General features: G+C 48.0%; 22 protein-coding genes. 17 read left to right on the forward strand and 5 right to left on the reverse strand.

Annotated features, from left to right (window positions below; translation table 11 throughout):
- Positions 1-94 precede the first annotated feature (94 nt).
- Both BMY78_RS01040 and BMY78_RS01045 read left to right on the forward strand, forming a co-directional pair.
- Positions 95-988: a carbohydrate ABC transporter permease gene (locus tag BMY78_RS01040; RefSeq protein ID WP_090893817.1), complete on the forward strand. Its 894-nt coding sequence runs from the start codon at positions 95-97 to the stop codon at positions 986-988.
- Positions 989-1,004: 16 nt separating this feature from the next.
- Complete coding sequence (locus BMY78_RS01045; protein WP_256221911.1) at positions 1,005-1,862, forward strand: carbohydrate ABC transporter permease; 858 nt, start codon at positions 1,005-1,007, stop codon at positions 1,860-1,862.
- On the opposite strand, the gene BMY78_RS01050 is transcribed toward BMY78_RS01045, so the two are convergent.
- Positions 1,852-2,658, reverse strand: coding sequence for a helix-turn-helix domain-containing protein (locus BMY78_RS01050; protein WP_090893821.1), 807 nt, complete (start codon positions 2,656-2,658; stop codon positions 1,852-1,854). The two genes, BMY78_RS01045 and BMY78_RS01050, sit on opposite strands and share 11 nt — an antisense overlap.
- A gap of 117 nt (positions 2,659-2,775) precedes the next feature.
- Between BMY78_RS01050 and BMY78_RS01055 the strand changes: the two genes are divergently transcribed.
- Positions 2,776-4,197, forward strand: coding sequence for a family 43 glycosylhydrolase (locus BMY78_RS01055; RefSeq protein ID WP_090893823.1), 1,422 nt, complete (start codon positions 2,776-2,778; stop codon positions 4,195-4,197).
- A gap of 85 nt (positions 4,198-4,282) precedes the next feature.
- Here BMY78_RS01055 and BMY78_RS01060 read toward each other — a convergent pair whose 3' ends face one another.
- Entirely contained in the window at positions 4,283-5,197 is a 915-nt protein-coding gene (locus BMY78_RS01060; RefSeq protein WP_090893825.1) for an AraC family transcriptional regulator, read from the reverse strand.
- A gap of 375 nt (positions 5,198-5,572) precedes the next feature.
- Between BMY78_RS01060 and BMY78_RS01065 the strand changes: the two genes are divergently transcribed.
- The 13 genes from BMY78_RS01065 to BMY78_RS01125 all read left to right on the forward strand — a co-directional run bounded on the left by BMY78_RS01065 (position 5,573) and on the right by BMY78_RS01125 (position 20,894).
- A complete protein-coding gene (locus tag BMY78_RS01065) occupies positions 5,573-6,448 on the forward strand; it encodes a fumarylacetoacetate hydrolase family protein (protein ID WP_090893827.1) in 876 nt (291 codons plus the stop codon).
- 21 nt (positions 6,449-6,469) lie between these two features.
- Positions 6,470-7,936, forward strand: a complete 1,467-nt coding sequence (gucD, locus tag BMY78_RS01070; RefSeq protein WP_090893829.1) for an alpha-ketoglutaric semialdehyde dehydrogenase GucD — start codon at positions 6,470-6,472, stop codon at positions 7,934-7,936.
- Positions 7,937-7,952: 16 nt separating this feature from the next.
- Positions 7,953-9,929: a YjhG/YagF family D-xylonate dehydratase gene (locus tag BMY78_RS01075; RefSeq protein WP_090893832.1), complete on the forward strand. Its 1,977-nt coding sequence runs from the start codon at positions 7,953-7,955 to the stop codon at positions 9,927-9,929.
- Between the two features lie 52 nt (positions 9,930-9,981).
- A complete protein-coding gene (locus tag BMY78_RS01080; protein ID WP_090893834.1) occupies positions 9,982-11,601 on the forward strand; it encodes a glycoside hydrolase family 43 protein in 1,620 nt (539 codons plus the stop codon).
- Positions 11,602-11,643: 42 nt separating this feature from the next.
- Complete coding sequence (locus BMY78_RS01085) at positions 11,644-12,288, forward strand: Vat family streptogramin A O-acetyltransferase (RefSeq protein WP_090893836.1); 645 nt, start codon at positions 11,644-11,646, stop codon at positions 12,286-12,288.
- Positions 12,289-12,533: 245 nt separating this feature from the next.
- The gene (locus BMY78_RS01090; protein WP_090893838.1) at positions 12,534-12,980 is read left to right on the forward strand and encodes a hypothetical protein; all 447 of its coding nucleotides are present in this window, start codon (positions 12,534-12,536) and stop codon (positions 12,978-12,980) included.
- 27 nt (positions 12,981-13,007) lie between these two features.
- Complete coding sequence (locus tag BMY78_RS01095) at positions 13,008-14,252, forward strand: sensor histidine kinase (protein ID WP_090893840.1); 1,245 nt, start codon at positions 13,008-13,010, stop codon at positions 14,250-14,252.
- On the forward strand, positions 14,252-14,938 hold the full coding sequence (locus BMY78_RS01100) for a response regulator transcription factor (RefSeq protein WP_090893841.1): 687 nt from the start codon (positions 14,252-14,254) through the stop codon (positions 14,936-14,938). The genes BMY78_RS01095 and BMY78_RS01100 overlap by 1 nt, the downstream gene beginning before the upstream one ends.
- 204 nt (positions 14,939-15,142) lie before the next feature.
- Positions 15,143-16,954, forward strand: coding sequence for an ABC transporter substrate-binding protein (locus BMY78_RS01105; protein WP_090893843.1), 1,812 nt, complete (start codon positions 15,143-15,145; stop codon positions 16,952-16,954).
- 89 nt (positions 16,955-17,043) lie between these two features.
- Positions 17,044-18,054 carry an ABC transporter permease gene (locus BMY78_RS01110; protein ID WP_063567843.1) on the forward strand — a complete coding sequence of 337 codons (1,011 nt, stop codon included), beginning with the start codon at positions 17,044-17,046 and terminating at the stop codon, positions 18,052-18,054.
- 1 nt (position 18,055) lies between these two features.
- The gene (locus BMY78_RS01115; RefSeq protein WP_090893845.1) at positions 18,056-18,892 is read left to right on the forward strand and encodes an ABC transporter permease; all 837 of its coding nucleotides are present in this window, start codon (positions 18,056-18,058) and stop codon (positions 18,890-18,892) included.
- A 4-nt stretch (positions 18,893-18,896) separates the two neighbouring features.
- Positions 18,897-20,033 carry an ABC transporter ATP-binding protein gene (locus BMY78_RS01120; RefSeq protein ID WP_090893847.1) on the forward strand — a complete coding sequence of 379 codons (1,137 nt, stop codon included), beginning with the start codon at positions 18,897-18,899 and terminating at the stop codon, positions 20,031-20,033.
- Between the two features lie 60 nt (positions 20,034-20,093).
- On the forward strand, positions 20,094-20,894 hold the full coding sequence (locus tag BMY78_RS01125; protein ID WP_062320810.1) for an ABC transporter ATP-binding protein: 801 nt from the start codon (positions 20,094-20,096) through the stop codon (positions 20,892-20,894).
- Between the two features lie 271 nt (positions 20,895-21,165).
- Here BMY78_RS01125 and BMY78_RS01130 read toward each other — a convergent pair whose 3' ends face one another.
- Together BMY78_RS01130 and BMY78_RS01135 are read right to left on the reverse strand one after the other, a co-directional pair.
- On the reverse strand, positions 21,166-21,438 hold the full coding sequence (locus BMY78_RS01130) for an HU family DNA-binding protein (protein ID WP_053783990.1): 273 nt from the start codon (positions 21,436-21,438) through the stop codon (positions 21,166-21,168).
- A 75-nt stretch (positions 21,439-21,513) separates the two neighbouring features.
- On the reverse strand, positions 21,514-21,714 hold the full coding sequence (locus BMY78_RS01135) for a cold-shock protein (RefSeq protein WP_062320808.1): 201 nt from the start codon (positions 21,712-21,714) through the stop codon (positions 21,514-21,516).
- Positions 21,715-21,884: 170 nt separating this feature from the next.
- Here BMY78_RS01135 and BMY78_RS01140 point away from each other — a divergent pair, with 170 nt between their 5' ends.
- Positions 21,885-22,811: a tyrosine-type recombinase/integrase gene (locus tag BMY78_RS01140; RefSeq protein ID WP_090893849.1), complete on the forward strand. Its 927-nt coding sequence runs from the start codon at positions 21,885-21,887 to the stop codon at positions 22,809-22,811.
- A gap of 75 nt (positions 22,812-22,886) precedes the next feature.
- Here the strand turns inward: BMY78_RS01140 and BMY78_RS01145 are convergent, their stop codons facing one another.
- Positions 22,887-23,405 carry a hypothetical protein gene (locus BMY78_RS01145; RefSeq protein ID WP_090893851.1) on the reverse strand — a complete coding sequence of 173 codons (519 nt, stop codon included), beginning with the start codon at positions 23,403-23,405 and terminating at the stop codon, positions 22,887-22,889.
- Positions 23,406-23,490 lie beyond the last annotated feature (85 nt).

Genomic DNA, 23,490 nt, shown 5'->3' on the forward strand with positions numbered 1-23,490 from the left:
GAACAATGTACGGTTTGTTTAACAATGGGGGGGCAGTCCCCCCATCTCTATCATAATCGGTCTTGCAAATGCAGGCATTTATGGAGGCGAAAGAATGAAGGCTCGAAACATTAGCATTGAAAAAAGGGAGGAAAAATCATTTTTCCTCTTTATCTCGCCATGGCTTTTGGGCTTTTTAATATTCACTTTATATCCCATGGTTTATTCCATCATTCTGGTTTTCACAAATATGGATATGACCGGCTCAGGTCAATTTATTGGCTTAGATAATATCGTCAGAGCCTTTACACAGGACCCGCTATTTTACCGTTCGTTGCTGAATACGCTATATTTTGTGTTGGTTTCCGTTCCGGCCAGCTTGCTCTTGTCCTTTCTGATTGCTCTTCTGCTTAATCAAAAAATTAAGGGGGTTGGTTTTTTTCGAACCAGCTTTTATATCCCTTATATCACATCCGGCGTTGCGGTTACCTTGCTTTGGGGGTGGATTTTTAATGCTCAATACGGACTCGTTAACTATTTCCTTTCTCTATTCGGCATTACAGGACCGAACTGGTTAAGCGATACCAAATGGGCGATGCCGGCAATTATTATTATGGGGGTCTGGACCATCGGGAATTCCATTATCATTACACTTGCGGGGCTGCAAGATATTCCGGAAGCCCTATATGAGAGTGCTGAAATGGATGGAGCGAGCAGTTTAGTGAAAATTACGCGGATTACTCTGCCTCTGATAACGCCTACGCTTTATTTTAATCTGATCATGGGGATTATCGGTGGTTTTCAAATCTTTATGCAACCTTTCATCCTGACCGAAGGCGGCCCAAGTTACTCCACCTATACTTACATGATGCATATTTATAACAGCGGATTTAAATATAACGAGATGGGTTACGCCTCAACTTTGGCCTGGTTATTATTCTTAGTTATTATGCTCATCACTCTAATCGTAAACCGGACCTCCAGACACTGGGTTTATTACGATAACTAATTTGGGAGGTGCAGCCATGGAGGCTTATTATAAAAGTAAAAGAACCAGCGATCGAATCAGAGTCAGCTTGAGTTATATAATACTGACAATTGTTGCAGTCGTTTTTATCTTTCCGTTTATATGGATGCTTTCCACCGCCTTTAAAATCCCCTCGGAAGCCTATACGCTGCCTCCCAAAATCATCCCGGGAACTTTTACGTGGGATAATTTCATTCAGGGTTGGCAGTATGCGGATTTCACACGGTATACATGGAATACCTTAATCGTAACGGGACTGGCAACGTTTGGAACGGTTCTTTCCGCTTCATTTGTAGCCTTTGGCTTTGCACGCTTCAAATCCAGATACAGCGGGTTGTTATTTACCGTCGTGCTTGCTACCATGATGCTCCCCAGTCAGGTGACTCTCATTCCTACGTATCTGTTGTTCACCAAACTTGGCTGGCTTGATACGTTGATGCCTCTGATCATTCCCTCCTTTTTTGGGGGAGGAGCATTTAACATTTTCCTTCTCAGACAATTCTTCAAAACCATTCCGAAAGATCTGGATGAAGCCGCCTATATTGACGGTGCAAATGCCTTCCAGATTTATTACAAAATACTGCTGCCAGCCATCAAACCGGCTTTGATTACGGTTGGTCTCATGTCAATTACCTTTCACTGGAATGACTACATGTCTCCGTTAATTTATTTGAATAGCGATGAGAATTTTACATTGGCTATCGGTTTGCAGTTCTTTCAGAATTCTTTTGGCTCTTCCCAAATACAGATGCTGATGGCGGTTTCCTTGATTACAGTGATCCCCGTGCTGATTCTCTTCTTCATCGGACAAAAGTATTTTATTCAGGGGATTACGATGACGGGAATCAAGGGTTGACCCCATCGAAATCGGCTGTGCCAACAGGCAAGTCGACGATCCGTTTGTGAAATCTCTTTGGTGTCGAACCAGTCACTTGTTTGAACTGCCTGCAAAAATGCTCCACATTACGGTAACCGCAGCGGTCTGCAATCTCTGAAACCGTGTAGAGGTTATGTCGAAGGTATTCTTTGGCTAAGCGAATTCGACTATGAATAACATCATCCATACACGAGAGGCCAAACAATTTCTTGTAAATGAATTGCAGGTATCCCGGACTGATGCTAATGATTTTAGCCATTTCCGATATGGTCCAAGGGTGGCTGGGATTATTGTGGACGGCCGCCCGAAGTTTTAAAAGATTATAGTGTTGAGGACTAATCTTTTCTTGAAAGTAAGACTCAAGCAGTTTATTGAACAGGGTCCGGAGCAGACAATCTATGGATGATTCCCTGTAATCTTTTTTGAATGAATTCTCTATGACAAGCAGTTGGAATAGCATGTGGCAATATTCGGGGTCATCCAAAGGAAAAGGTTTGCCAAATGGAAGCGAGGTTTCGGTCACGTAAGGCTCATCGCTTTCAAAACGAATCCAATCATTAATATATTGCTCTCCACAAGCCCGATAATACACTTTTTGATGCGGTTCAAAAAAAACGGCACAATGGGGAGGGTAATCCTTCAGTTTTCCATCTACCCAGAACTGAGCAGGAGTCTGTGTAATAACCAAAAGCCAGCAGTTGTGCCCTTCGGGAATATCAAAAACAAAATTGCTGTTATGTGCAGCGTCATACTCAACGTAAAAAATGTTTGTCATTGTCTTCACCTTATTATTAGAGTTGAAAAGTCAGTAAGCGTTTTAGTTGTTTTCTATTATACGGGATTTATTTTCAAATCATATTGCCTAATTACTTTTGCGAGGAGTGCAGCTTGAATGAAGAAACAGGGGTTAAATCCATACCTTCCATCCTGGGAGTACGTTCCTGATAGTGAGCCTTATGTATTTGACGGCAGAGTTTATGTGTATGGTTCGCATGATCGATTTAACGGACATGTCTTTTGCTTGAATGACTATGTATGCTGGTCGGCCCCAGTGAATGACCTGGGGAATTGGCGAAATGAAGGTGTGATCTACCGAAAAACAGATGATCCGCTGAATCCGGATGCCAGTATGTGCCTCTATGCGCCAGATGTTACGGTAGGTCCTGATGGACGGTATTATCTGTATTATGTGCTGGATAAAGTGCCGGTTGTTTCTGTGGCTGTATGCGATACACCTGCCGGCCAATATGAATTCTACGGTTACGTGAAATATGCCGATGGCACTCGACTGGGAGAAAGAGACGGGGACGAGCCACAATTCGATCCCGGCGTGTTGACTGAAGGGGAGCATACATACCTGTATACCGGCTTCTGTGCGCCCGGGGATCAATCGAGACATGGCGCGATGGTGACGGTGCTTGGTCCGGACATGCTGATGATTGTGGATGAACCCGCATTCGTAGCTCCTAGCCAACCATACAGCAAGGGCAGCGGATTTGAAGGACATGAATTTTTTGAAGCACCTTCCATCCGGAAGAGAGGGGACATCTACTACTTGGTTTATTCCTCTATCGTCATGCATGAATTATGCTATGCCACCAGTACATTTCCAAACAAAGGGTTTGAATATCAGGGCGTTATCGTAAGCAACTGCGATCTTCATATCGACGCCTATAAACCAGCTGACAAGCCGATGTATTATGGCGGGAATAACCATGGCAGCGTTGTGGAGATAAACGGGGACTGGTACATTTTCTATCACCGCCACACCAATGGGGACGCATTTAACCGTCAGGGCTGCGTTGAAAAGATCTCTTTTGAGGAGGACGGAAGCATTCCTCAAGTGGAAATGACTTCCCTCGGCTTGAATGGGGGACCTCTTGAAGGAAAAGGGGAGTACTCGGCTTACCTGGCTTGCAATCTTTTTACGAAAGATGATCAACTGTATACAGGTGGCTTCGGACAGGGAGCGTGGCTGGACAGCCGCTTTCCGAAGATTACTCAGGATGGAAGAGACGGCGATGAAGAGACCGGATATATTGCCAACATGGTTGAATCCGCAACGGCAGGGTTTAAATATTTCGATTGTAACGGAATTCGCCAGGTTAGGATCAAGGTGCGCGGATATTGTAATGGAGTCTTCGAGGTCAAAACGGCCTGGGACGGTCCTGTTCTGGGAGTGATTCCGGTACATTTTACAAATGATTGGAAAAAATACACAGCCGAGATTACCGTTCCGGACGGTAGACAGGCTTTGTATTTTACTTACAGGGGAGCCGGAGGCGCGAGTTTGGCCTCCTTTACATTAGAATAAACCGGCTGAACAGATTCGACGTGTGTAAAGACAGAGCAGCTGCTGATCATTCAGCAGCTGCTTATTTCATGTGAACACTAAAAAGTCAATCATCAGGATGATCGGCTGCCGTTGCCTGCTGGGAATGGCTGCGAAATTCACTTGGCGCGATGCCTGTCCACCGCTTGAACTGACGGCTGAAATGCGCATTGGTTTTATACCCCAGCATCATCGCAATATGGTCAATGTTCAGGTCTGTTTGCTTTAACAGCCGCTGGGCTTCGTTCAACAGGGTTTCGGATAAAAATTTGCGCGGGGCAATGCCGTAGATCTGCCGAAAGATGCGATTGACCTGGGATGGGCTAATGTTCAGTGACTTGGCGATGTCTTGAATCCAGGTTCGCTCGCTCTCCTGAATTTCCCCATGAAGATGGATATATCTTACGGAATCCTCAATGTGCTCGGCAATTTGATGGGCGATGGTTTCTTTTCGGGATAAAGTAACAGATGCTTTTTGAGATAACTGGCCGACCAGGGAGCCAAGCAGTTCAAATACGGCGGCATGAACCTTCATTTGTTTGGAGGAAGACAGCGAGCTCAACAAATGCTCTGTGGCCAGATCATAGAGTGTAGACAGGGAAGAGGACAGACCAATAGCCAGATCGGAATCTGCCGGATAATAGATGTCTTTACAGCGGTTGAGTTCTCTGCAAAAAGAAGTATCGTGTATGCTGAAATGTACGGAAAAATAAGTGAACCCCTGCGGTCCGGCACCGGTGCAGGAATGGGTCATACCAGGACGGATAAACAGAAGGTCCCCAACAGACTGGCTGTATGACTGCCCGTTAACGACCATGTTCATCTGGCCATCCATCATCCAGTGGACTTCATACATCGAATGCTCATGGGACGGATAAGTCCAGTTGGAATCTACTTTTCGTGCATGCAGCCCCAATAATTGAAAAGACATGCGAACATCGGGCAGACGACCTAAATACACGGCTTCTGAAAGCTTGGTCACAGCAACCCAACCCCCTCGTAATGTTCTATATTCCAACATCTTACCGTTTCGTCTATATCAATTGAACTAACTATTTACACAGAAACGGAGAGGACAGAAAAAACCTGAAAAAGCGAAGCGGTCGCCTTTATCACCGGATTTTCCCTTGTGAAGAGGGAATCAAAAAAATCTGGGGATAACAGTGATTGGAAGGTTATTCTGTCATCGGAGTGTCCGTGTAAATCATCTTTAGTTCAACTGATATAGATCCATCTTAACAGAAAAAGAATGCGTGAAAAGGGTAAATCGTCGGAGTGATTAGAGCATCGTCATGAACCATAGCTGGTGCTATGGTAGTATTATCAACCCGATGGGGGAGAATGGGGGCAAGCTTGAATGAGAATTATTCGATTTCTGGATGGACAACAGAAGTGGCTGGCAGCCGTTACGGATGATGAAAAAGCGTATCGTTTGCCGCAAGCCGATTTTATGACTTTGATCTATCAAGCAAGAGAGCAGGGAATTTCTCCAGTCCAACTTATTGAAAGCGCTCTTAAGCCGTTGAACGAGCTGACTGACGATTGGACTTCCCTGCATCTAACCACTCCATTGGAAGCTCCGGAAGTATGGGCGGCGGGTGTAACATATCAGCGCAGCCGCGAAGCGCGAAATTATGAAGCCACGGATGGCAAGCTGGATGTGAAGACTTTTTACGATAAGGTTTATGATGCAGAAAGACCGGAGATCTTTTTTAAATCCACAGCTGCCCGCACCGTTGGACCGCATGAGGCAGTCACGCTTCGCAGCGATTCCAATTGGCAGATCCCGGAGCCTGAGCTTGGATTGGTGCTTGCCGCGGATGGCAGCATTGTGGGATACATCGTTGGCAATGACATGAGCTGCCGTGATATCGAAGGGGAAAACCCGCTGTATCTGCCACAAGCAAAAATGTGGCGCAATTCCTGCTCCATAGGTCCGGCCATTCGACTAGCGGAAACGGTGCAGAATCCGTATGCGTTCAGCATCGTCTGCCAGATCTATCGCGAAGGGGAAGTGGTTGTCAAGAGTGAGGCGAGCACGAGTGAATTAAACCGAAAGCTGGATGAGCTGGTTTCCTTTCTGGCTAGGGATAACGATTTGTTTGACGGTACGGTGCTTTTGACAGGCACAAGCATCGTACCACCCAATGATTTTACACTTGAACCTGGGGACCGTATTGAAATATCTATTAGCGATATCGGGACACTCATCAATCCAGTCATTTCAAACTAGTTTATAAGGAGGATGAATGCGATGACCACATTTCAGGTAGAGCAGACATACAGCAATTACATTAACGGAGAATGGGTGAAGGCCACAACCGGTGAGACCGAACCGAGTATCAATCCGGCGAATCGGAAGGAGGTAGTCGGCTACGTCCCCACTTCCGGCGTAGAGGATCTGAACCAGGCTGTTGCAGCGGCGAAGGCAGCAGCCAAGGATTGGCGGAGGTTAACCGGTGCGGAGCGTGGTAACTATCTATTTCAGGCCGCAAACGTCCTGGAACGCCGGGCCGATGAGGTTGCGGAAGCGATGACCAGGGAAATGGGCAAAACCCTTCCTGAAGCCAAAGGAGAGACGATGCGCGGTGTCGCGATCTTAAGGTATTACGCAGGAGAAGGCATGCGCAAAACAGGCGATGTTATTCCTTCGACGGACAGCGAAGCGCTGATGTTTACGACCCGCGTCCCGCTTGGTGTTGTGGGCGTTATTGCTCCGTGGAATTTTCCTGTAGCGATTCCGATTTGGAAGACGGCTCCGGCCTTGATTTACGGCAATACCGTTGTGTTAAAACCGGCACAGGAAACGGCAGTTACTGCGGCTAAAATAATGGAATGTTTTGAAGAGGCAGGTATTCCGGCAGGCGTTCTTAATCTGGTATGTGGCAGAGGCTCGGTGATCGGAAATGCGCTTGCAGAGCATCCGGATGTGGGCGGAATTACATTCACGGGTTCCAATGAAGTGGGAAAGCGCGTCGGCGCAGCAGCACTGGCACGAGGGGCCAAGTATCAACTTGAAATGGGTGGGAAGAACCCGATTATCATCGCGGCAGACGCTGATCTGGATTTGGCTGTTGAGGCCACCATCAGCGGTGGCTTGAAATCGACTGGTCAAAAATGCACGGCCACCAGCAAGGTCATTATTGAACGAAAAATATATGACGCCTTTAAAGAAAAGCTCCTCTCGCAAATTCAGGAAATCCGACTGGGTGATGGCATGGCTTCCGGCAGCTGGATGGGTCCATGTGCAAACGAAGGACAGCTCAACACCGTGCTGAGCTATATTCAAAAAGGACAGGACGAAGGTGCTGTTCTGCTGGCAGGTGGAAAAAGACCGGACGACCCGGGGCTTGCAGAGGGATTTTATGTCCAGCCGACCGTATTTGAAGGTGTCGAATCGCACATGTCCATCGCCCGGGAAGAAATCTTCGGCCCGGTACTTGCATTAATGCCAGTGGATTCCCTGGAAGAAGCTATAGAGGTGGCTAATGACACCGATTATGGTTTAAGTGCATCCATTTATACTCAAAATGTTGGAGCTATGCTGTCTTTCATCCGGGATATGGATGCAGGATTGGTCAGAATTAATGCAGAAACGGCTGGCGTAGAGCTGCAGGCTCCGTTCGGTGGAATGAAGATGTCTAGCTCGCATTCCAGGGAACAGGGCCAAGCGGCTGTCGAGTTTTTCACCGCCATCAAAACGGTCTTCGTGAAGTCATAAACATTGGGAGGCTACCATGTACGAACAGATTACGTCGATTATGGGGGAGACGGCATCCAACTGCTTCGATATCATAGCACATGCTCCAGGGGCTGCCGGAAGTCTTCCTTTAACGGATGATTTGCTGCGAAATGCTCCAAGCGGCGACTTGTTCGGCATGTCTCAAAATGTTGGAATGGGCTGGAAACCCGGGGAATTGAACAGTAAACAGTTTCTGATCTTAAGTACACAAGGCGGCATACGCAATGAGGACGGCAGCCCGGCAGCACTTGGTTACCATACGGGCCACTGGGAGGTCGGCCTGCTGATGAAGGCTGCTGCAGAAGAGCTGTCAAGCCGGGGAGGAATCCCGTTTGCCGGATATGTCAGCGATCCGTGTGACGGTAGATCACAGGGAACGACCGGAATGTTCGACTCGCTTCCCTACCGTAACGATGCCGCTATGGTGTTTCGCCGACTGATTCGCTCCCTGCCGACGCGTAAAGGCGTGCTTGGTGTCGCAACGTGTGACAAAGGTCTGCCAGCGATGATGCTCGCGCTTGCCGGTATGCCGCAATTGCCTGGCGTAATCGTTCCCGGTGGCGTCACACTTCCGCCTATAGATGGAGAGGACGCGGGTAAAATTCAGACCATCGGCGCACGATACGTCAACGGGGAAATTTCTCTGGAAATGGCATCGGATTTAGGATGTCGGGCTTGCGCTACACCTGGAGGAGGCTGTCAGTTTCTAGGTACTGCGGCAACAGCCCAGGTCGTAGCTGAGGCCATGGGCATGACGGTGCCGCATGCCGCGCTTGCACCTTCCGGGCAGCCCATCTGGATCGAAATGGCGCGCCAATCCGCACGCGCACTGATCCACATGGAATCCCAGGGGATGAAGATGGCGGACATTGTCACAGAAGAGTCGATTCGCAATGCCATGACCGTTCATGCTGCGTTTGGCGGTTCAACCAATCTGCTTCTTCACATACCGGCTATTGCTCATGCGGCTGGTTTAACCGTGCCTGCGGTACAGGACTGGATACAGGTCAACAAAAATGTTCCGAGACTGGTTAGTGCCCTGCCGAACGGACCGATCTTCTACCCGACCATCCGGGTTTTTCAGGCAGGAGGCGTACCGGAGGTCATGCTCCACCTCAGACAGCTCGGCCTGCTGGATGAGTCTGTACCGACAGTTACAGGTACGTCATTGGGTCAAGTGCTTGATTGGTGGGAATCGTCAGAACGCCGTCATCTCATGCGGAAGCAATTGAAAGAGCAGGATGGCATTGATCCGGACAGTGTCATCATGAGTATGGAACACTCGCAGCGTCTTGGAATTTCTTCGACCGTGACATTTCCAACCGGGAATATCGCTCCTGAAGGTTCTGTGATCAAATCCACATCTATTGACCCTGCTGTGCTGGATGAGCATGGCGTATATCGTCATCGTGGCAGAGCCAAGGTGTTTACCACCGAGCGTGAGGCGATCCATGCGATTAAGACTGGCGGTATTCTGGCTGGCGACGTTGTTGTGCTTCTCGGACGAGGTCCAACGGGGACCGGCATGGAAGAGACGTACCAGCTGACGTCTGCGCTCAAGCATTTGTCTTTTGGTAAATACGTGTCCCTCATTACCGATGCCCGGTTTTCTGGTGTTTCCACCGGAGCGTGTATTGGCCATGTTGGACCCGAAGGACTGGCAGGCGGACCGATTGGCAAGCTACGGAACGGAGACTTAATTGACATCGTTGTGGATCGCAATACACTGGAGGGCAGCATTAACTTTGTCGGAGAAGGAGAGACGGAGGTTTCACCGGAAGAAGGTGCTCTTACTCTGGCACAAAGGTCTTTCCATCCGGATATGCGACCTGATGAAGCTCTGCCGGATGATACCCGGCTGTGGGCTGCGCTGCAATCCGTCAGCGGTGGGACATGGAGAGGAAATGTGTACGATGTAGAGCGGATCATAACCGCCTTGGAAGCTGGTAAAAAAGCGTTAGGCTGGTATTGAAATCAACCTTTGTTGATTACCTATCATTACTTTCATACCGGAGGTTTCTTACATGAATATGATCACGAACCCCATTCTTCGCGGTTTTCATCCCGATCCGTCTATATGCAGGGCGGGGGAAGATTATTATATCGCCACCTCCACCTTTGAATGGTTCCCTGGTGTTCGGATACAACATTCAAGGGATCTGGTTCATTGGCGGCCGATCGCTTCTCCACTGACCCGTGTAACGCAATTGAACATGGAGGGCAACATTAACTCCGGCGGTGTATGGGCACCCTGCCTTAGCTATGACAACGGTTTATTTTACCTAATCTACACAGATGTCAAAAGCCGGGTAGGCGCTTTTAAAGATACCCACAATTACCTTGTGACAGCAACAGATATTGAAGGGCCCTGGTCCGAACCGGTGTATCTGAACAGCAGCGGTTTTGATCCTTCCTTATTTCATGATGAAGACGGACGGAAGTGGTTGGTCAATATGATCTGGGATCATCGTAAGGGTAAAAACCGGTTTGCAGGCATCGTTCTTCAGGAATATTCTGTCCGAGAACAACAGATGGTCGGGCCTGCAGTTAACATATTTAAAGGAACGGAACTAGGACTGACGGAAGCGCCGCATCTGTATAAGCACAAGGACTATTATTATTTAATAACGGCTGAAGGGGGAACCGGTTATGAGCATGCGGTTACGGTTTCACGTTCCCGTACGTTACAAGGCCCTTATGAGGTCGATCCTGATAGTCCCATCCTCACTTCATACGGCAGGCCGGAACTAGATCTGCAAAAGGCCGGTCACGGCAGCCTCGTCGAAACGCACACCGGCGAGTGGTACATGGCTCATCTGGTCGGGCGGCCCATCAATCAAAAATATTGCATACTTGGACGCGAGACGGCGCTTCAGCAGTGCACTTGGAGCGAGGACGGCTGGCTGAGGCTTGCGAGTGGAGATCGTTATCCAGAGGTTCAGGTGCCCGCACCGAAGATCACGGCACATCCATTTGAACCAGCAGCAGAAATGGACCACTTTGATCAATTCGAGCTTCAGAACGATTGGAATACACTTCGTATACCACCCGATCCGACTTGGCTCAGCCTGACAGAACGTCCCGGTTACTTGCGCTTGCACGGAATGGAGTCTATGAGTTCGACGCACAGGCAGAGCATGGTCGCCCGGAGATTGCAGGCGTTTGAGTGTGAAGCTGAAACTTGTCTGGAATTTGCGCCGGACCATCCACAGCAAATGGCAGGACTGATTCTGTACTACGATACCAAAGACTATCTTTATTTACGGGTTACTTGTCATGAAGAGAAGGGATTGTGCTTGGGCATTATTCAGTCCAGGTACGGGATATACGACGAACTGCTGCTGGAGGATATTCCGTTAGAATCAGTGAACAAAATCCGCTTAAAGGTTGTGGTCAATCACGATCGTGCCTGCTTTTACTATGCGTTAGATGATGATCCATCCTGGTGTCGGGTAAGCGGGTGGCTTGATATCACACATCTGTCTGATGAATCTCCGGAATATATCCGGTTTACCGGTACCTATATCGGTCTCTGTGTGCAGGATCTTGGCGGGACCCGTAAACACGCTGATTTCGATTACTTTGTGTATAAAGAAATGAACAACCAAACGGTAAGAGTGATAGATAGAACTCCGTCCGTTTAAAATCTAATATCTGTTACAATGGTGGAAAAGGAGGGAATATATATGGCTCCCGATAAAACAAAACTTTTCCCTAACGACAATATTCGTACCGTTTGTTACATTCAAAATTTGCCGCCGCGCTCTAATGTGCTGATCGGTGATTATACGTACTATAGTGACAACAGTCGTCCACCCGAGCAATTTTATGACCGCATTCAGCATCATTATGATTTCCTGGGTGATCGTCTGGTGATCGGTAAGTTTTGTGCAATTGCCGAAGGCGTGACATTCATTATGAATGGTGCTAATCATCGGATGGAGGGCATGACGACCTATCCCTTCAATATTTTTGGTGGTGGTTGGGAGAGAGTGACCCCTACGCTGGATCAGCTGCCTTTTAAGGGAGACACTGTATTGGGGAATGACGTCTGGATTGGTCAAAATGTAACCATCATGCCGGGTGTCACGATTGGAGACGGTGCCATCGTTGCTTCCAATGCGACAGTCACCAAGGACATCGAGCCATATACCATTGTGGGTGGCAACCCGGTCAAGCCAATCAAAAAGCGCTTCGACGATGAAATCATTGCTTTACTGCTGGAACTGAAATGGTGGGATCAGGATGAGGCGTGGTTGGACACACATTTGGAACGACTGGTCTCTACATATGATCGGCAGACATTGCGTGAGCTTTTGAAGAGCAAGTAGATTGGTGTACGAGAATTAATGTGCAAAAACGAGACTATGGCTGGTTCCTTACGGAGCCAGTTTTTTATTTTGGACTACAAATGCTCATCTACATCACATTTCAGGCAACCTTGCATATCCACACTAATCTTCTGGATGGAAGAGATTAAGAGAGCCAATCCATCCGCAGGTGGACTTAACTCCCGCTGAATTCGGCTACACTGATTGTAGATCAGAGAACACGTGAAGAAGGTGAGGAAACAAACATGATGAATCTTGTGATAATAGCCGTCATTGTTCTATTGTTATCTTTAAGGGAGAAGGAAGTGAAGACATCCCGTTTATGGGTCTTTCCAGCGATCATTGCATATTGGGTGCTGTCGAGCGTAGTAAATACACCATTAACAGTGGGTAACATCCTGTTATATATTGTTTTTCTCCTCATCGGTTGCGGGATTGGTGCGTGGCGGGTACATCTGGAGCAGCTTCGAGTCCATCCAACTACAGGTAAATTGATGTCCAAGGGATCGCTGGCGAGCAGCTTGCTCCTGATCGTGGTTATGGTGCTGAGACAGCTCGCCAGCCAATGGGATGTGCATCATACGGTGGTTTCACTGAGCAGTGCTTTGTTGTTTCTGCCTCTGGGAAGCATCGTTGCCCGGCGCTATTTTCTGTATGCCAAAGTCCAGCGTTTTCAAGGCAGAGGTGTATAATCGTTTCAAACTTTAGGATAGGAAAGGATGGCTATGCAGAACGATTCGAAATGGATGCAGATTCAAAAGGTGGTACTGGATCATTTAGCAGATATTATTTTAACGGTGCTGCTGCTTTACAGTCTGATCGAGCCCTTCAAAGAATTGGCGTGGGTCGAGTTGAGTGCAGGGCTGATCGTTAGGCTGCCCTACCTTATGTTGGTTTGGGTTCCGCAGTCACTTCGAAATGAGCGGATGCGAACGTTAGGGATATTGGCGATTTGGATGGTGACGCTGCTCTATGCCCAATTCTTCCAGGCCGAGTATCGCATCTTTGAATTAACCTTTTATCTCATCGGATATACTGCGCTGAAATTGCCCATCCATCGTTCTTCGTTGCTTGGTATCATTATCATCATCGGGAATGCGGGGCTGCTCTATGTGGATCAATATGAACCCAATCAGATTCTGGTGTATTCGATGGCTCACGCTGGAACCTATATTCTATGCTGGGCTGCGAGAATCAGACGGGAAAGCAGACAGGACAGCAAACGACATTATGAGGAATTGGAGAAGATGCACGCTGAACTGACACATGCCCATCAGGAGCTTCAGGATACACATCAGGAGCTGGAGCAGGCTACCGTGCGATTGATGCAGTATGCCGTACTTGAAGAACGAAGCCGGATCTCGATGGATTTGCACGACAGTGTTGGCAACCGATTGACCTCCATTATTGTTCAGCTTCAGGCATTGCCGTATATGATGAAGATGGACGCAGCAGAAGCGGACAAAGCGATGGGGACGGTGCTTGAAGTAGTCAGACAATGTCTCCAGGAGGTTCGGACCGTTGCTCATCAGATGGGCAGCAATGAAGCAGGCCTCGGGCTGGTCGCCTTGACGAGTCTGGTGAATGAGATACGGGAGATGGCAGGTTTTACGATCAAACTCACTCCCCAAGAGCAGACGAGTCATTGGACGCCAGAAACGTCCGAATTATTGTATCGTGTACTTCAGGAGGCGTTAACGAATATTATTCGTCATGCCCAGGCTTCGCAAGTGAAGGTGAACATCCTGGAGAAGGAGCAGCAGCTGCATATGATTGTGGAGGATAACGGAATGTATCGCAAAGAAAATCCGATCTCTCCCGGTTTCGGACTATCAAGTATGAGAGCAAGATGCGAAAGGGCAGGCGGTTCCTTATCGATTGATGCAGTCGATCCACATGGAATGAGGTTAACCCTTACCATTCCTCAAGATGTGAAGGAGATTATGGGAGGTGATGAACAGTAATGGAGCAGGACATACAGGAAATACGTGTACTCCTCGTAGATGACCAGCATCTGGTCCGGCATGGTTTACGTTTTATTATTAATGCACAGCAGGATATGGAAGTGGTAGGCGAAGCGGGCGGGGGACATGAAGCAGTCCGTCTGGCAGCAGAGGTTCGTCCACATGTCGTATTGATGGATGTGCAGATGGAAGCAGGAGACGGACTGAAAGCGACAGCGGAGCTAATGAAGATACTGCCTGACTGCAAAGTGGTGATCCTGACCACATTCGATCATGAGGATTATGTGTACAAAGGAATACGTGCCGGAGCTGTCGGTTACCTGCTTAAGGATGCGGCGCCGAACGAACTCGTTGATGCGGTTCGTGCTGCATACCGGGGGGAGGCGATCTACCGCACGGCTGTGGCAGCCAAGGTGATCGGTCTCGCCATTCGTTCAACCCCGAGTCATTCGGATTCGGTGAAGGAAACAGTAGCATATGAAGCATTGCCGGAACCGTTTACCGGACGGGAATTGGAGGTTTTGCAGCAGATGGCATATGGATTACGGAATGAGGAGATCGCTCGTAAGCTTTTTATTGGAGAGAGTACGGTCAAGACGCATGTGCATCGTATTTTGCAAAAGATTCAGGTGGAAGACCGCACACAGGCGGTCGTCTTTGCCATTCGTAATGGATTCGTCAAGTAAACTGTTCTTGATCTAATGTGGAGTAATAATATAATTCAGCCAATAACCAGCTGCTTCTTGAGGAGCTGGTTATTTCGTGTGTCCGTATAAATAATGTCTCAAAATTGAGAAAAGAGATGGAATGTTTGGTGTGAGATAAGTCATAGAATAACTTTAAGTAAGCGCTTCCAATAACATCAATATGAATTCACGGAGGGGTTCAGAATGCGATTTAAAAGAGCTGCCACACCGCTCGTCGCTCTGTTCATGTCGGTCACATTGTTTGCCGGTTGCCAAAGTGTTCAGCCACCATCTGTAAGTGAACCACAAGGGACGGTGGATACACCCACCACGACAACCCAGAACGAATCTGCACCACAGACCAACAAGGAAACACCACGTAATGAGACCTTGTATATCAACGGGCTGCAATGGGGGCCACCAACCAACTTCAATCTGTTGAGCGGAAATTCCGCATTTCCAGTGAATTACGGCAACTCCAGGGAACTGGTGTACGAGACGTTGTTCATGGTGAACCAGCTGGACGGCGGTCTTGAACCGCTCTTGGGCAAGTCGTATGAATGGACGGATGAAACCACTCTGCGTATCGAGCTGAATGCGGATGCGAAGTGGAGCGACGGAACGGCTTTTACGGCAGATGATGTTGTATATACCTATGAACTGGGCAAAAAATACGATATTAACTGGAGCAGCTTCTGGACCTACATCAGTGAAGTGAAAGCGGATGGAGCGCAAGCTGTGGAAATTAAGCTGAACCCCGATAACCCTAACAAGCTGACCGTTCTGGACAGCATTGAACTGATCCCGATGCTGCCGAAGCATATCTGGGAAGAGATCGAGAAGAAGAACAATAATGATCTGACCGCGATTCGTAAAGAGGTTAATGACAATCCGGTGGGAACCGGAGCATATAAGCTTCATTTTTACAACGACCAGAAAATTACGATTGTCCGTGATGACAACTACTGGGGTCAGAAATTGTTCGGCAAGCTGCCTGCACCGAAGTATATCACCCACGTGATCTACAAGGATAATGCTGCAGGTGATCTGGCGTTCAAGAGTGGGCAAGTGGACGTCTCCCAGCAGTTTATCCCTCAAGTGTGGAAGATGTGGGAAGGCGGGGCTGCTGTCAAAACGTATCTGAAGGATGCACCGTATTATCTACCCGGTTCCATGCCAAGCATTTTCTTCAATCTGTCCAAAGCCGGACTGGATAATGCTGACGTTCGCCGTGCAATAGCCATGAGCATCAACTATGAAAAAATCTCGGAGCTGGCCATGAGCGGATATTCCGCACCAATGCAGCCTTCTCTGACCTTGAACTCAGACGCAGAGTCCAAATATATTGACCAGGATGCCATCAAGTCGTTGCAATGGACGATGGATATTGAAGGAGCCAATGCGCTGCTCGACAAGATTGGAGCGACGAAAGGCAAAGACGGCATCCGTGTTCTTAACGGCACACGCCTTGGACCTTTCGAGGTTGAATGTCCTTACGGCTGGTCTGACTGGAACGCTGCCCTGGAGATCGTAGCGCAGAGCGCCAAGGCCATAGGAATTGAAATTCGCACCAAATTCCCGGAATCCCCGGTATGGACCAATGATCTGCAAACCGGCAAATTCGACATCATCATGAACACACCTGCAGGCGGGGTCAGCCCAAGCCAGCCATGGAACCGTGCGATGACGATCATGTACTCCAAAGGGGTTGCCCCAATGGGTGAGATGGCATTCTGGAACTGGGGACGTTACCAGAATGACCGCGCAGACGCCATTATTGAAGAGATTCCATCTGTGTCTGACGAGGCGAAGCTGAAGTCACTGTATACCGAACTGAATACCATCTGGCTGAAAGATATCCCTTCCATTCCGCTGATGTACAGACCATGGGTATTTGACACCGTGAACGAATCAGTCTGGAAAGGTTTCCCGACCGAAGGAGATGGCACCAACATTCCGCCGCAAATCTCGATGGACGGTGCAGGTATTAAGGCATTGTATCAGATTCACAATTAAGGAACTCATATTGAATCAGGACGCGATGAAGTGAACCGTCACTTCAGACATAAGGCCCTTATCCGCTAAACTCGGGGGTGCTAAATCCTATGAATGCCTATTCCAGATATGTCGCCAAAAAAGTATTCTGGTACGGCCTGACCCTGGTCATCGCCATCGGACTGAATTTTATTTTGCCAAGACTGATAGAAGGTAACCCGGTGAGTATGATTGCTTCCAAAATGACGTCAGGGATGACCGACTCGGATTCCATCAAGCGGGTGTATGAGACATTTACGGTTGAATTCGGCATTGATCAGCCGCTATGGACCCAATTCGGCATTTATTTAAAAAATCTGTTCACAGGTAATCTGGGCACGTCCTTTGGACTGTATCCGAAGCCTGTGACGGACATTCTGGCCTCCGCCGTCCCTTGGACGGTGGGGCTTCAACTTCCGGCCATCCTGGTCGGCTGGATCATTGGTAATTTGCTCGGTGCGATTGCAGCGTACCGGAAGGGTGTTTTTGATAAAGTGCTGTTTCCGGTAGCATTGTTTATCAATTCCATTCCTTTTTTTACTCTGGCTATTATTATGCTGTATGTCTTTGCGTTATCACTGAAATGGTTCCCTTTATCAGGCGGATATGACTTCCAGATGGTGCCGCAGCTGAGCTTCGACTTCATCATGTCCGTTGTTCGCCACCATACCTTACCGTTTCTCTCCATTGTGCTTGTGACCATTGGTGGTCAGGCCATTGGCATGCGGGAGATGTCCATCTATGAGCTGAATTCAGACTATGTGTTATACAGCAAACTGCTGGGTATTCGCGACGGCCGAATCGCGCGTTATGTGTTCCGTAACGCCATGCTGCCGCAAATTACGGGACTTGCGCTCTCCATCGGTACGATGGTCGGCGGATCACTTATCTGTGAGATTGTCTTCAGTTATCCGGGCATCGGCACATGGTTGTTCACGGCCATAAGGCAGCTGGATTACCCACTAATCTCGGGGTGTACGCTGCTGATTGCCATTGCTGTATTGCTTGCGAACTTTACCATTGATGTCATCTACGGCTTCATTGACCCGCGCATCAAGGCCGCTCAAATGGAGGAACAGTGATATGAAGCATTCGATCTCTATTTTGCTGAAGTCACCCAAATTCATGATCGGTGCGGTGACTTTTGTCGGCATGCTGCTCTTGGTTACGATCTATCCGCTCATCAATCGCAGTGATCCGCTCGAGATGATTGCGATGGCGTTCCAGCCACCTGGTGATGGCCTGCTGCTAGGATCGGACAATTTTGGACGGGACATTTTCCTTGAATTGATGTATGGCATCCAGACATCCATACGTGTGGGGCTGATTGCAGGTGTGTTTGCGACCGTTATTGGTCTGGTTATGGGTCTGGTGTCTGGATATATCGGGGGAATGCTGGATAACTTTCTGACGGCAATTACCAATATTTTTATCGTTATTCCTTCATTCATTATTCTGATCTTGATCTCCGTCAGCATTGATTCACGCAGTTCCCTGGTGACGGCGATCATTATCGGGATAACCAGCTGGCCCTGGACGGCCCGGGCTGTGCGAGCCCAGACGACATCTCTGCGCAGCCGGGATCATGTGCATATTGCGAAAATTTCGGGACACAGTACGCCGCGTATCATTATCCATGAGATTTTGCCGTATATCGCGTCTTATGTGGTGATGGCATTTGTGCTCCAGACGGCATCGGGCATTCTGTCCGAAGCTTCCATCTCCATGCTGGGCCTGGGGCCGTATAATACGATCTCGCTCGGCATTCTGATGAACTGGGCACTTGTGTTTGAAGCGCCAGTAGCAGGGGCGTGGTGGGCTTTCATTCCTGCGGCGCTGGCGATTGCGGTCATTACCTTCTCGCTTTATCTGATGAATACGGGCATGGACGAAATTTTCAATCCGAAAATAAGGAGCTAAGACCATGAACCAACCTATACTTCAGGTCAGCGGTCTCAAAACCTATTACCGTACCCGGCTCAAGGAGAACGTCTTTGCCGTCGACGGGGTGGAGTTCGGACTGAAAGAGGGGCAGACGCTGGGCATTGCAGGTGAATCGGGCTGTGGCAAATCGACGCTGGCGCTCAGCCTGATGGGCTTTTATTTCCCTCCGCTTCATTATAGCAGTGGTTCGATCCGCATTAATGGTACCGATATTATGCAGCTGAACAAAGAGCAGCTTCGTTCGCGCGTTCTGGGCAAGGAAATTGCTTATATTCCGCAGGCCGCTATGAATGCACTGAACCCAACGCTGCGTATAATCAGGTTTATTGAAGATATTATGAAGGAGCATCGTCCGGAGATGAAACGGTCGGATGTGCGGAAGATGGCTACGGAGCGCTTCCAATCACTGAATTTGTCGCCGGATGTACTGGATATGTATCCAAATGAATTGTCCGGCGGCATGAAGCAGCGAACGGTTATCGCCATCTCAACGATTCTGAATCCTAACGTGCTTATTGCGGATGAACCTACTTCGGCTCTGGACGTAACTTCTCAGAAGGCAGTTATTCGTCTGTTGAAGGATTTGTTGAAACGCAAGGTAATCAAATCACTGGTGTTCATCACGCATGAGCTGCCTCTGCTGTACCATGTCACGGATGAAATTATGGTGATGTATGCCGGAGAGATTGTGGAACGAGGCACGGCAGAGCAGATGATTTTTAATCCGCTGCATCCGTACACTCGCAAGCTGATGGGTTCCATCATTGTGCCGGAAGAGGGCATGAAGGAGCACAAACTAGCTGCCATTCCTGGTGCACCACCAAATCTGAAGAATGTGCCGGAAGGATGCCGCTTCGCAGAGCGATGTACACTGGTGACCGACGAGTGCCGCCAGGGGAAAATTGAGAACATTCATGTCGATGGGCGCATATATCGCTGTCTCCTGACACCCGAGATGCTGGAGCAGATCAGGGAGCAGGAGCAGGACGGTCACGTAGAGCAGGAGGCTGTGAACGAAGAGTCCCAGGAGAGTGAACAAAACCAGGAGGAAAGCGGCCTAAATAAAGAAGATGTCCGAGATGTTCGAGCTGACACAGACGATATCGCAGACCAATGAAATGATTCTTTCCGGGCGTAACGGGTTCGGATCAAGGCTCCCCGAAAGGAGTGAGGTAGTATGGCGATGGGAAAGGTGCTGATCAGCGGCCGCCATCTGACCAAGGTGTACGGTACAGGCAATCGCAAAAAGGCAGCGGTGGACGATGTGAGCTTTGATTTTCATGAAGGGGAGATTATCTCCATTGTCGGAGAGAGCGGCAGCGGCAAGACGACACTCGCGAAAATGATCATGGGTTTGCTCAAGGAAACGGGTGGAGCGATCGAATACGATGGCAAGCCCAGACAACTGAAGCGGTACCGTGAGCGTAAAGCTTATTGGAAGGATATCCAGGCCATTTTCCAGGACCCGTTCTCTTCATTCAACGTATTTCACCGGGTGGAAAAGCTGCTGGTGGACTGTATCAAACTTCAGGGGCTGAAGCTGAATAAGGACGAGGAATATGCCAAAATGAAGGAAGCCTGTTCTTTCGTCAACCTGAAGTTCGAAGAGTTATACAACAAATATCCGTTTGAACTGTCCGGTGGACAGATGCAGCGGCTCATGATTGCCCGCATTTTCATGCTGCATCCTAAGGTGTTGATCGCCGATGAACCAACGTCCATGGTGGACGCGTGCTCGCGCTCAACGATTCTGGATATGCTGCTCAAGCTGCGCGATGAGAACCGCATGACTATTGTGTTTATTACGCACGACGTTGGTCTGGCGTATTATGTGAGCGACACGATCTGTATTATGGAGCATGGACGAATGGTGGAGGCAGGGAGAGCCGAGGAGGTCATTCACCATGCGGAGCATCCCTATACCAAGCAATTAATCAATGACGTACCCAAAATTCATTCTCCCTGGGTGCTGGATTGACACAAATCAAGCCCTGGACCGTTTTGAGCGGAACAGGGCTTCTTATTGTCCAAGATGAAAGGTTCGTTTTAGCGAGTGGGTGGTTGTGGCGTCTGTGCAGACTCTGTTGATGGGGGTGTTGAATGGGTGTGATCTTCCGCGTTATTCTGGTTTGTCTGCTTGCCGGAATAAAAGTTAATGATATCATCAACCGTAGAAAACACGAAATTTACATCAAAATGTTCATTGTGTGTTTGAATAAAAACCTCTTTTCCAATCCTGTTGTTGCTGTTTAGTTTAAAGCTTCTTTCATGGTTAATCCTGCTGTAAATACGGGAACTTTACCTGCTGGAAGTTGAATTTCCTTACCAGTTCTACGGCTTTTACCCATACGTGCTTCGCGATTACGCACTTCGAATTTGCCGAATCCAACCAGTTGAACCTCTTTGCCTTCTTTCAATGCTTCCAAAATCGAATCCAGTACAACCGTTACGGCCTTTTCAGCGTTCTTTTTGGAGAATCCGCCGTTTTTGGCTACTTCTGTGATCAATTGTTCTTTATCCATTTGTCATACCTCCGCTTTTCGTTTTTGGATGAAATAAAACAAAAAGCTGCCTTGTGCAAGGCAGCTTTAATATGATTAAACTTTAGTAACGTTCTCAGCCTGTGGACCACGGTTACCTTGAGTTACTTCGAATTGGACGCGTTGTCCTTCATCCAATGTTTTGAAACCGTCGCCTTGAATTGCACTGAAATGAACGAATACGTCTGTTCCTTCTTCAGTTTCGATAAAGCCAAATCCTTTGTCCGCGTTAAACCATTTCACTGTACCTGTTTGCATGTAGTTCCTCCAAAAAATAAGTTTTTAAACGACCATTTTGAAAAGGCTAATTTAAAAATCAACGCTAATCAGGTATATTCAAACCCACAGACTTGATGTCCGCTAATGTATCGATTAATATGATAATACCATGTCCGCTAATATAAGTCAAGATTTGGAGGTTTTTTCTAATGGATAAGAGTTCTGGTACTTCGGTACAAGGGGAAATGGTTGTTCAGGAATTCATACATATGCTTACGATTGAGGGAGAATTGACTCCCAAAACCTTGAAAGAATATGCGAGTGATTTGAAGCATTTTACCGAATGGTATAAGGCGAACGATTCTCGGAGTGAAGAAGTTTCTTTTCGAATCGAAGACGTGCATACCTCGACTTTGGTCCGTTACCGTGAAGATTCACAACAGGTGATGCAGCTGAAGCCATCTACCATTAATCGCAGACTGATTACATTGAAGCGTTTTTTCAAGTGGGCTGCATCGGAATCCAAAATCAACAGTGACCCTTCCAAACCTTTGAAATTCATTCCGGAAGACAAGGTTAGCCCCCGCCGAATGACCACCGAGGAAGAACGATCATTCCTATCTGCGGTCGAAAATGGCAACTCACTTCGGGATCAGACCATCCTAACGCTCATGTTTCATACCGGTATGCGAACGAAGGAGATATGCAATCTCGCTCCCGATGATATTGAATTGGGCAAAAGAAGCGGGCAACTTACCGTGCGGGCCGATAAACGAAACGGTCAACGGAAAATTCCGCTGAACATGACATGTATTGCTTTGTTGAAGATGTACATGGCTGGCCTAGCACCGGATAGTCCTTATCTGTTTCCTTCCGAGAAAACCAGTGATCGCTTAACAGAGAGGGCGCTGCGCCATTTGATCAAAAGGGTGATGACTACAGCCGGTCTGGAAGGGCTAAGTTCCCATGATCTGCGTCATCGGTTCGGATACGCCATGGCCGAGCATACACCACTGCATCGGTTGGCAGAAATAATGGGGCATGTTAATCCGGATACCACGATGATTTATGTGAAGGGGTTAAATGCCAACCTATCTTTATCAGCAGAAGAGGATGGAGAAACGGAAACGCATTAAAGTACATGCAGAACTCTTTATGAGGATTACGAACGGATATAAAATCAATGAGGATCAATGATGCCCTGACCCACTTCAAGTGGATGAGGGCTGTTTGGTTATCCAAGAATGACTTACATCCCATTCGGGTTTGTTGTTTGCATTGATTTGCGATTCTAATGTAATCATGGCATAAGTTCCATCATGCTTTTCCCAATAAAGTATTGCCTTTGTATGATCGGGATGTAAAAGCAAGGCAGGCATGATATCCCCGGTTTCCAGCATGCTTCTTCGTTCGTTACTATAAAAGGCAGTGATGAAGGAAGAGTGCTCTTGATGGGGAAGGGTGTTTAATGAATCCTCCAAACTGTAAAACAGTTTCCATTCAGTTATATTCTCCTCACTATTCTCATTCAGCGTGTTACGTATCGCCTCTATTCCTCTGCTCCATGATTTTGTTAACTTCTCCTGAAGTTCTTGAGGTTGGTTCTCCCAGCGTGAAGACTCGGTGGATGCTTCAGATCGATCGGTTCGAATCATCTCTGTAATTGAACCACTGCAAATTAATATTGCGGCAATGCCGGTCGTTAAAATTCCGGATTTCAAGTAATTCATCAGTTAATAGACTCCTATCCTATTTCATAATTAACCCCTTTCAATAATTTACCATATATTACGTTTGTGAGCGCCTATTATATCA

Origin of the sequence: Paenibacillus sp. OK076, assembly GCF_900110055.1 — a bacterium.
GTDB lineage: Bacteria > Bacillota > Bacilli > Paenibacillales > Paenibacillaceae > Paenibacillus.

Bases quoted from the DNA above. Each gene is read 5' to 3' on its own strand.
- BMY78_RS01135 (WP_062320808.1), bottom strand. From the start codon at position 21,714: ATGCAAACAGGTACAGTGAAATGGTTTAACGCGGACAAAGGATTTGGC.
- BMY78_RS01040 (WP_090893817.1), top strand. From the start codon at position 95: ATGAAGGCTCGAAACATTAGCATTGAAAAAAGGGAGGAAAAATCATTT.
- BMY78_RS01095 (WP_090893840.1), top strand. From the start codon at position 13,008: ATGGCTATGCAGAACGATTCGAAATGGATGCAGATTCAAAAGGTGGTA.
- BMY78_RS01065 (WP_090893827.1), top strand. From the start codon at position 5,573: ATGAGAATTATTCGATTTCTGGATGGACAACAGAAGTGGCTGGCAGCC.
- BMY78_RS01055 (WP_090893823.1), top strand. From the start codon at position 2,776: ATGAAGAAACAGGGGTTAAATCCATACCTTCCATCCTGGGAGTACGTT.
- BMY78_RS01045 (WP_256221911.1), top strand. From the start codon at position 1,005: ATGGAGGCTTATTATAAAAGTAAAAGAACCAGCGATCGAATCAGAGTC.
- BMY78_RS01130 (WP_053783990.1), bottom strand. From the start codon at position 21,438: ATGGATAAAGAACAATTGATCACAGAAGTAGCCAAAAACGGCGGATTC.
- BMY78_RS01090 (WP_090893838.1), top strand. From the start codon at position 12,534: ATGATGAATCTTGTGATAATAGCCGTCATTGTTCTATTGTTATCTTTA.
- gucD (WP_090893829.1), top strand. From the start codon at position 6,470: ATGACCACATTTCAGGTAGAGCAGACATACAGCAATTACATTAACGGA.
- BMY78_RS01050 (WP_090893821.1), bottom strand. From the start codon at position 2,658: ATGACAAACATTTTTTACGTTGAGTATGACGCTGCACATAACAGCAAT.
- BMY78_RS01100 (WP_090893841.1), top strand. From the start codon at position 14,252: ATGGAGCAGGACATACAGGAAATACGTGTACTCCTCGTAGATGACCAG.
- BMY78_RS01075 (WP_090893832.1), top strand. From the start codon at position 7,953: ATGTACGAACAGATTACGTCGATTATGGGGGAGACGGCATCCAACTGC.
- BMY78_RS01115 (WP_090893845.1), top strand. From the start codon at position 18,056: ATGAAGCATTCGATCTCTATTTTGCTGAAGTCACCCAAATTCATGATC.
- BMY78_RS01120 (WP_090893847.1), top strand. From the start codon at position 18,897: ATGAACCAACCTATACTTCAGGTCAGCGGTCTCAAAACCTATTACCGT.
- BMY78_RS01085 (WP_090893836.1), top strand. From the start codon at position 11,644: ATGGCTCCCGATAAAACAAAACTTTTCCCTAACGACAATATTCGTACC.
- BMY78_RS01125 (WP_062320810.1), top strand. From the start codon at position 20,094: ATGGCGATGGGAAAGGTGCTGATCAGCGGCCGCCATCTGACCAAGGTG.
- BMY78_RS01105 (WP_090893843.1), top strand. From the start codon at position 15,143: ATGCGATTTAAAAGAGCTGCCACACCGCTCGTCGCTCTGTTCATGTCG.
- BMY78_RS01140 (WP_090893849.1), top strand. From the start codon at position 21,885: ATGGATAAGAGTTCTGGTACTTCGGTACAAGGGGAAATGGTTGTTCAG.
- BMY78_RS01145 (WP_090893851.1), bottom strand. From the start codon at position 23,405: ATGAATTACTTGAAATCCGGAATTTTAACGACCGGCATTGCCGCAATA.
- BMY78_RS01110 (WP_063567843.1), top strand. From the start codon at position 17,044: ATGAATGCCTATTCCAGATATGTCGCCAAAAAAGTATTCTGGTACGGC.
- BMY78_RS01080 (WP_090893834.1), top strand. From the start codon at position 9,982: ATGAATATGATCACGAACCCCATTCTTCGCGGTTTTCATCCCGATCCG.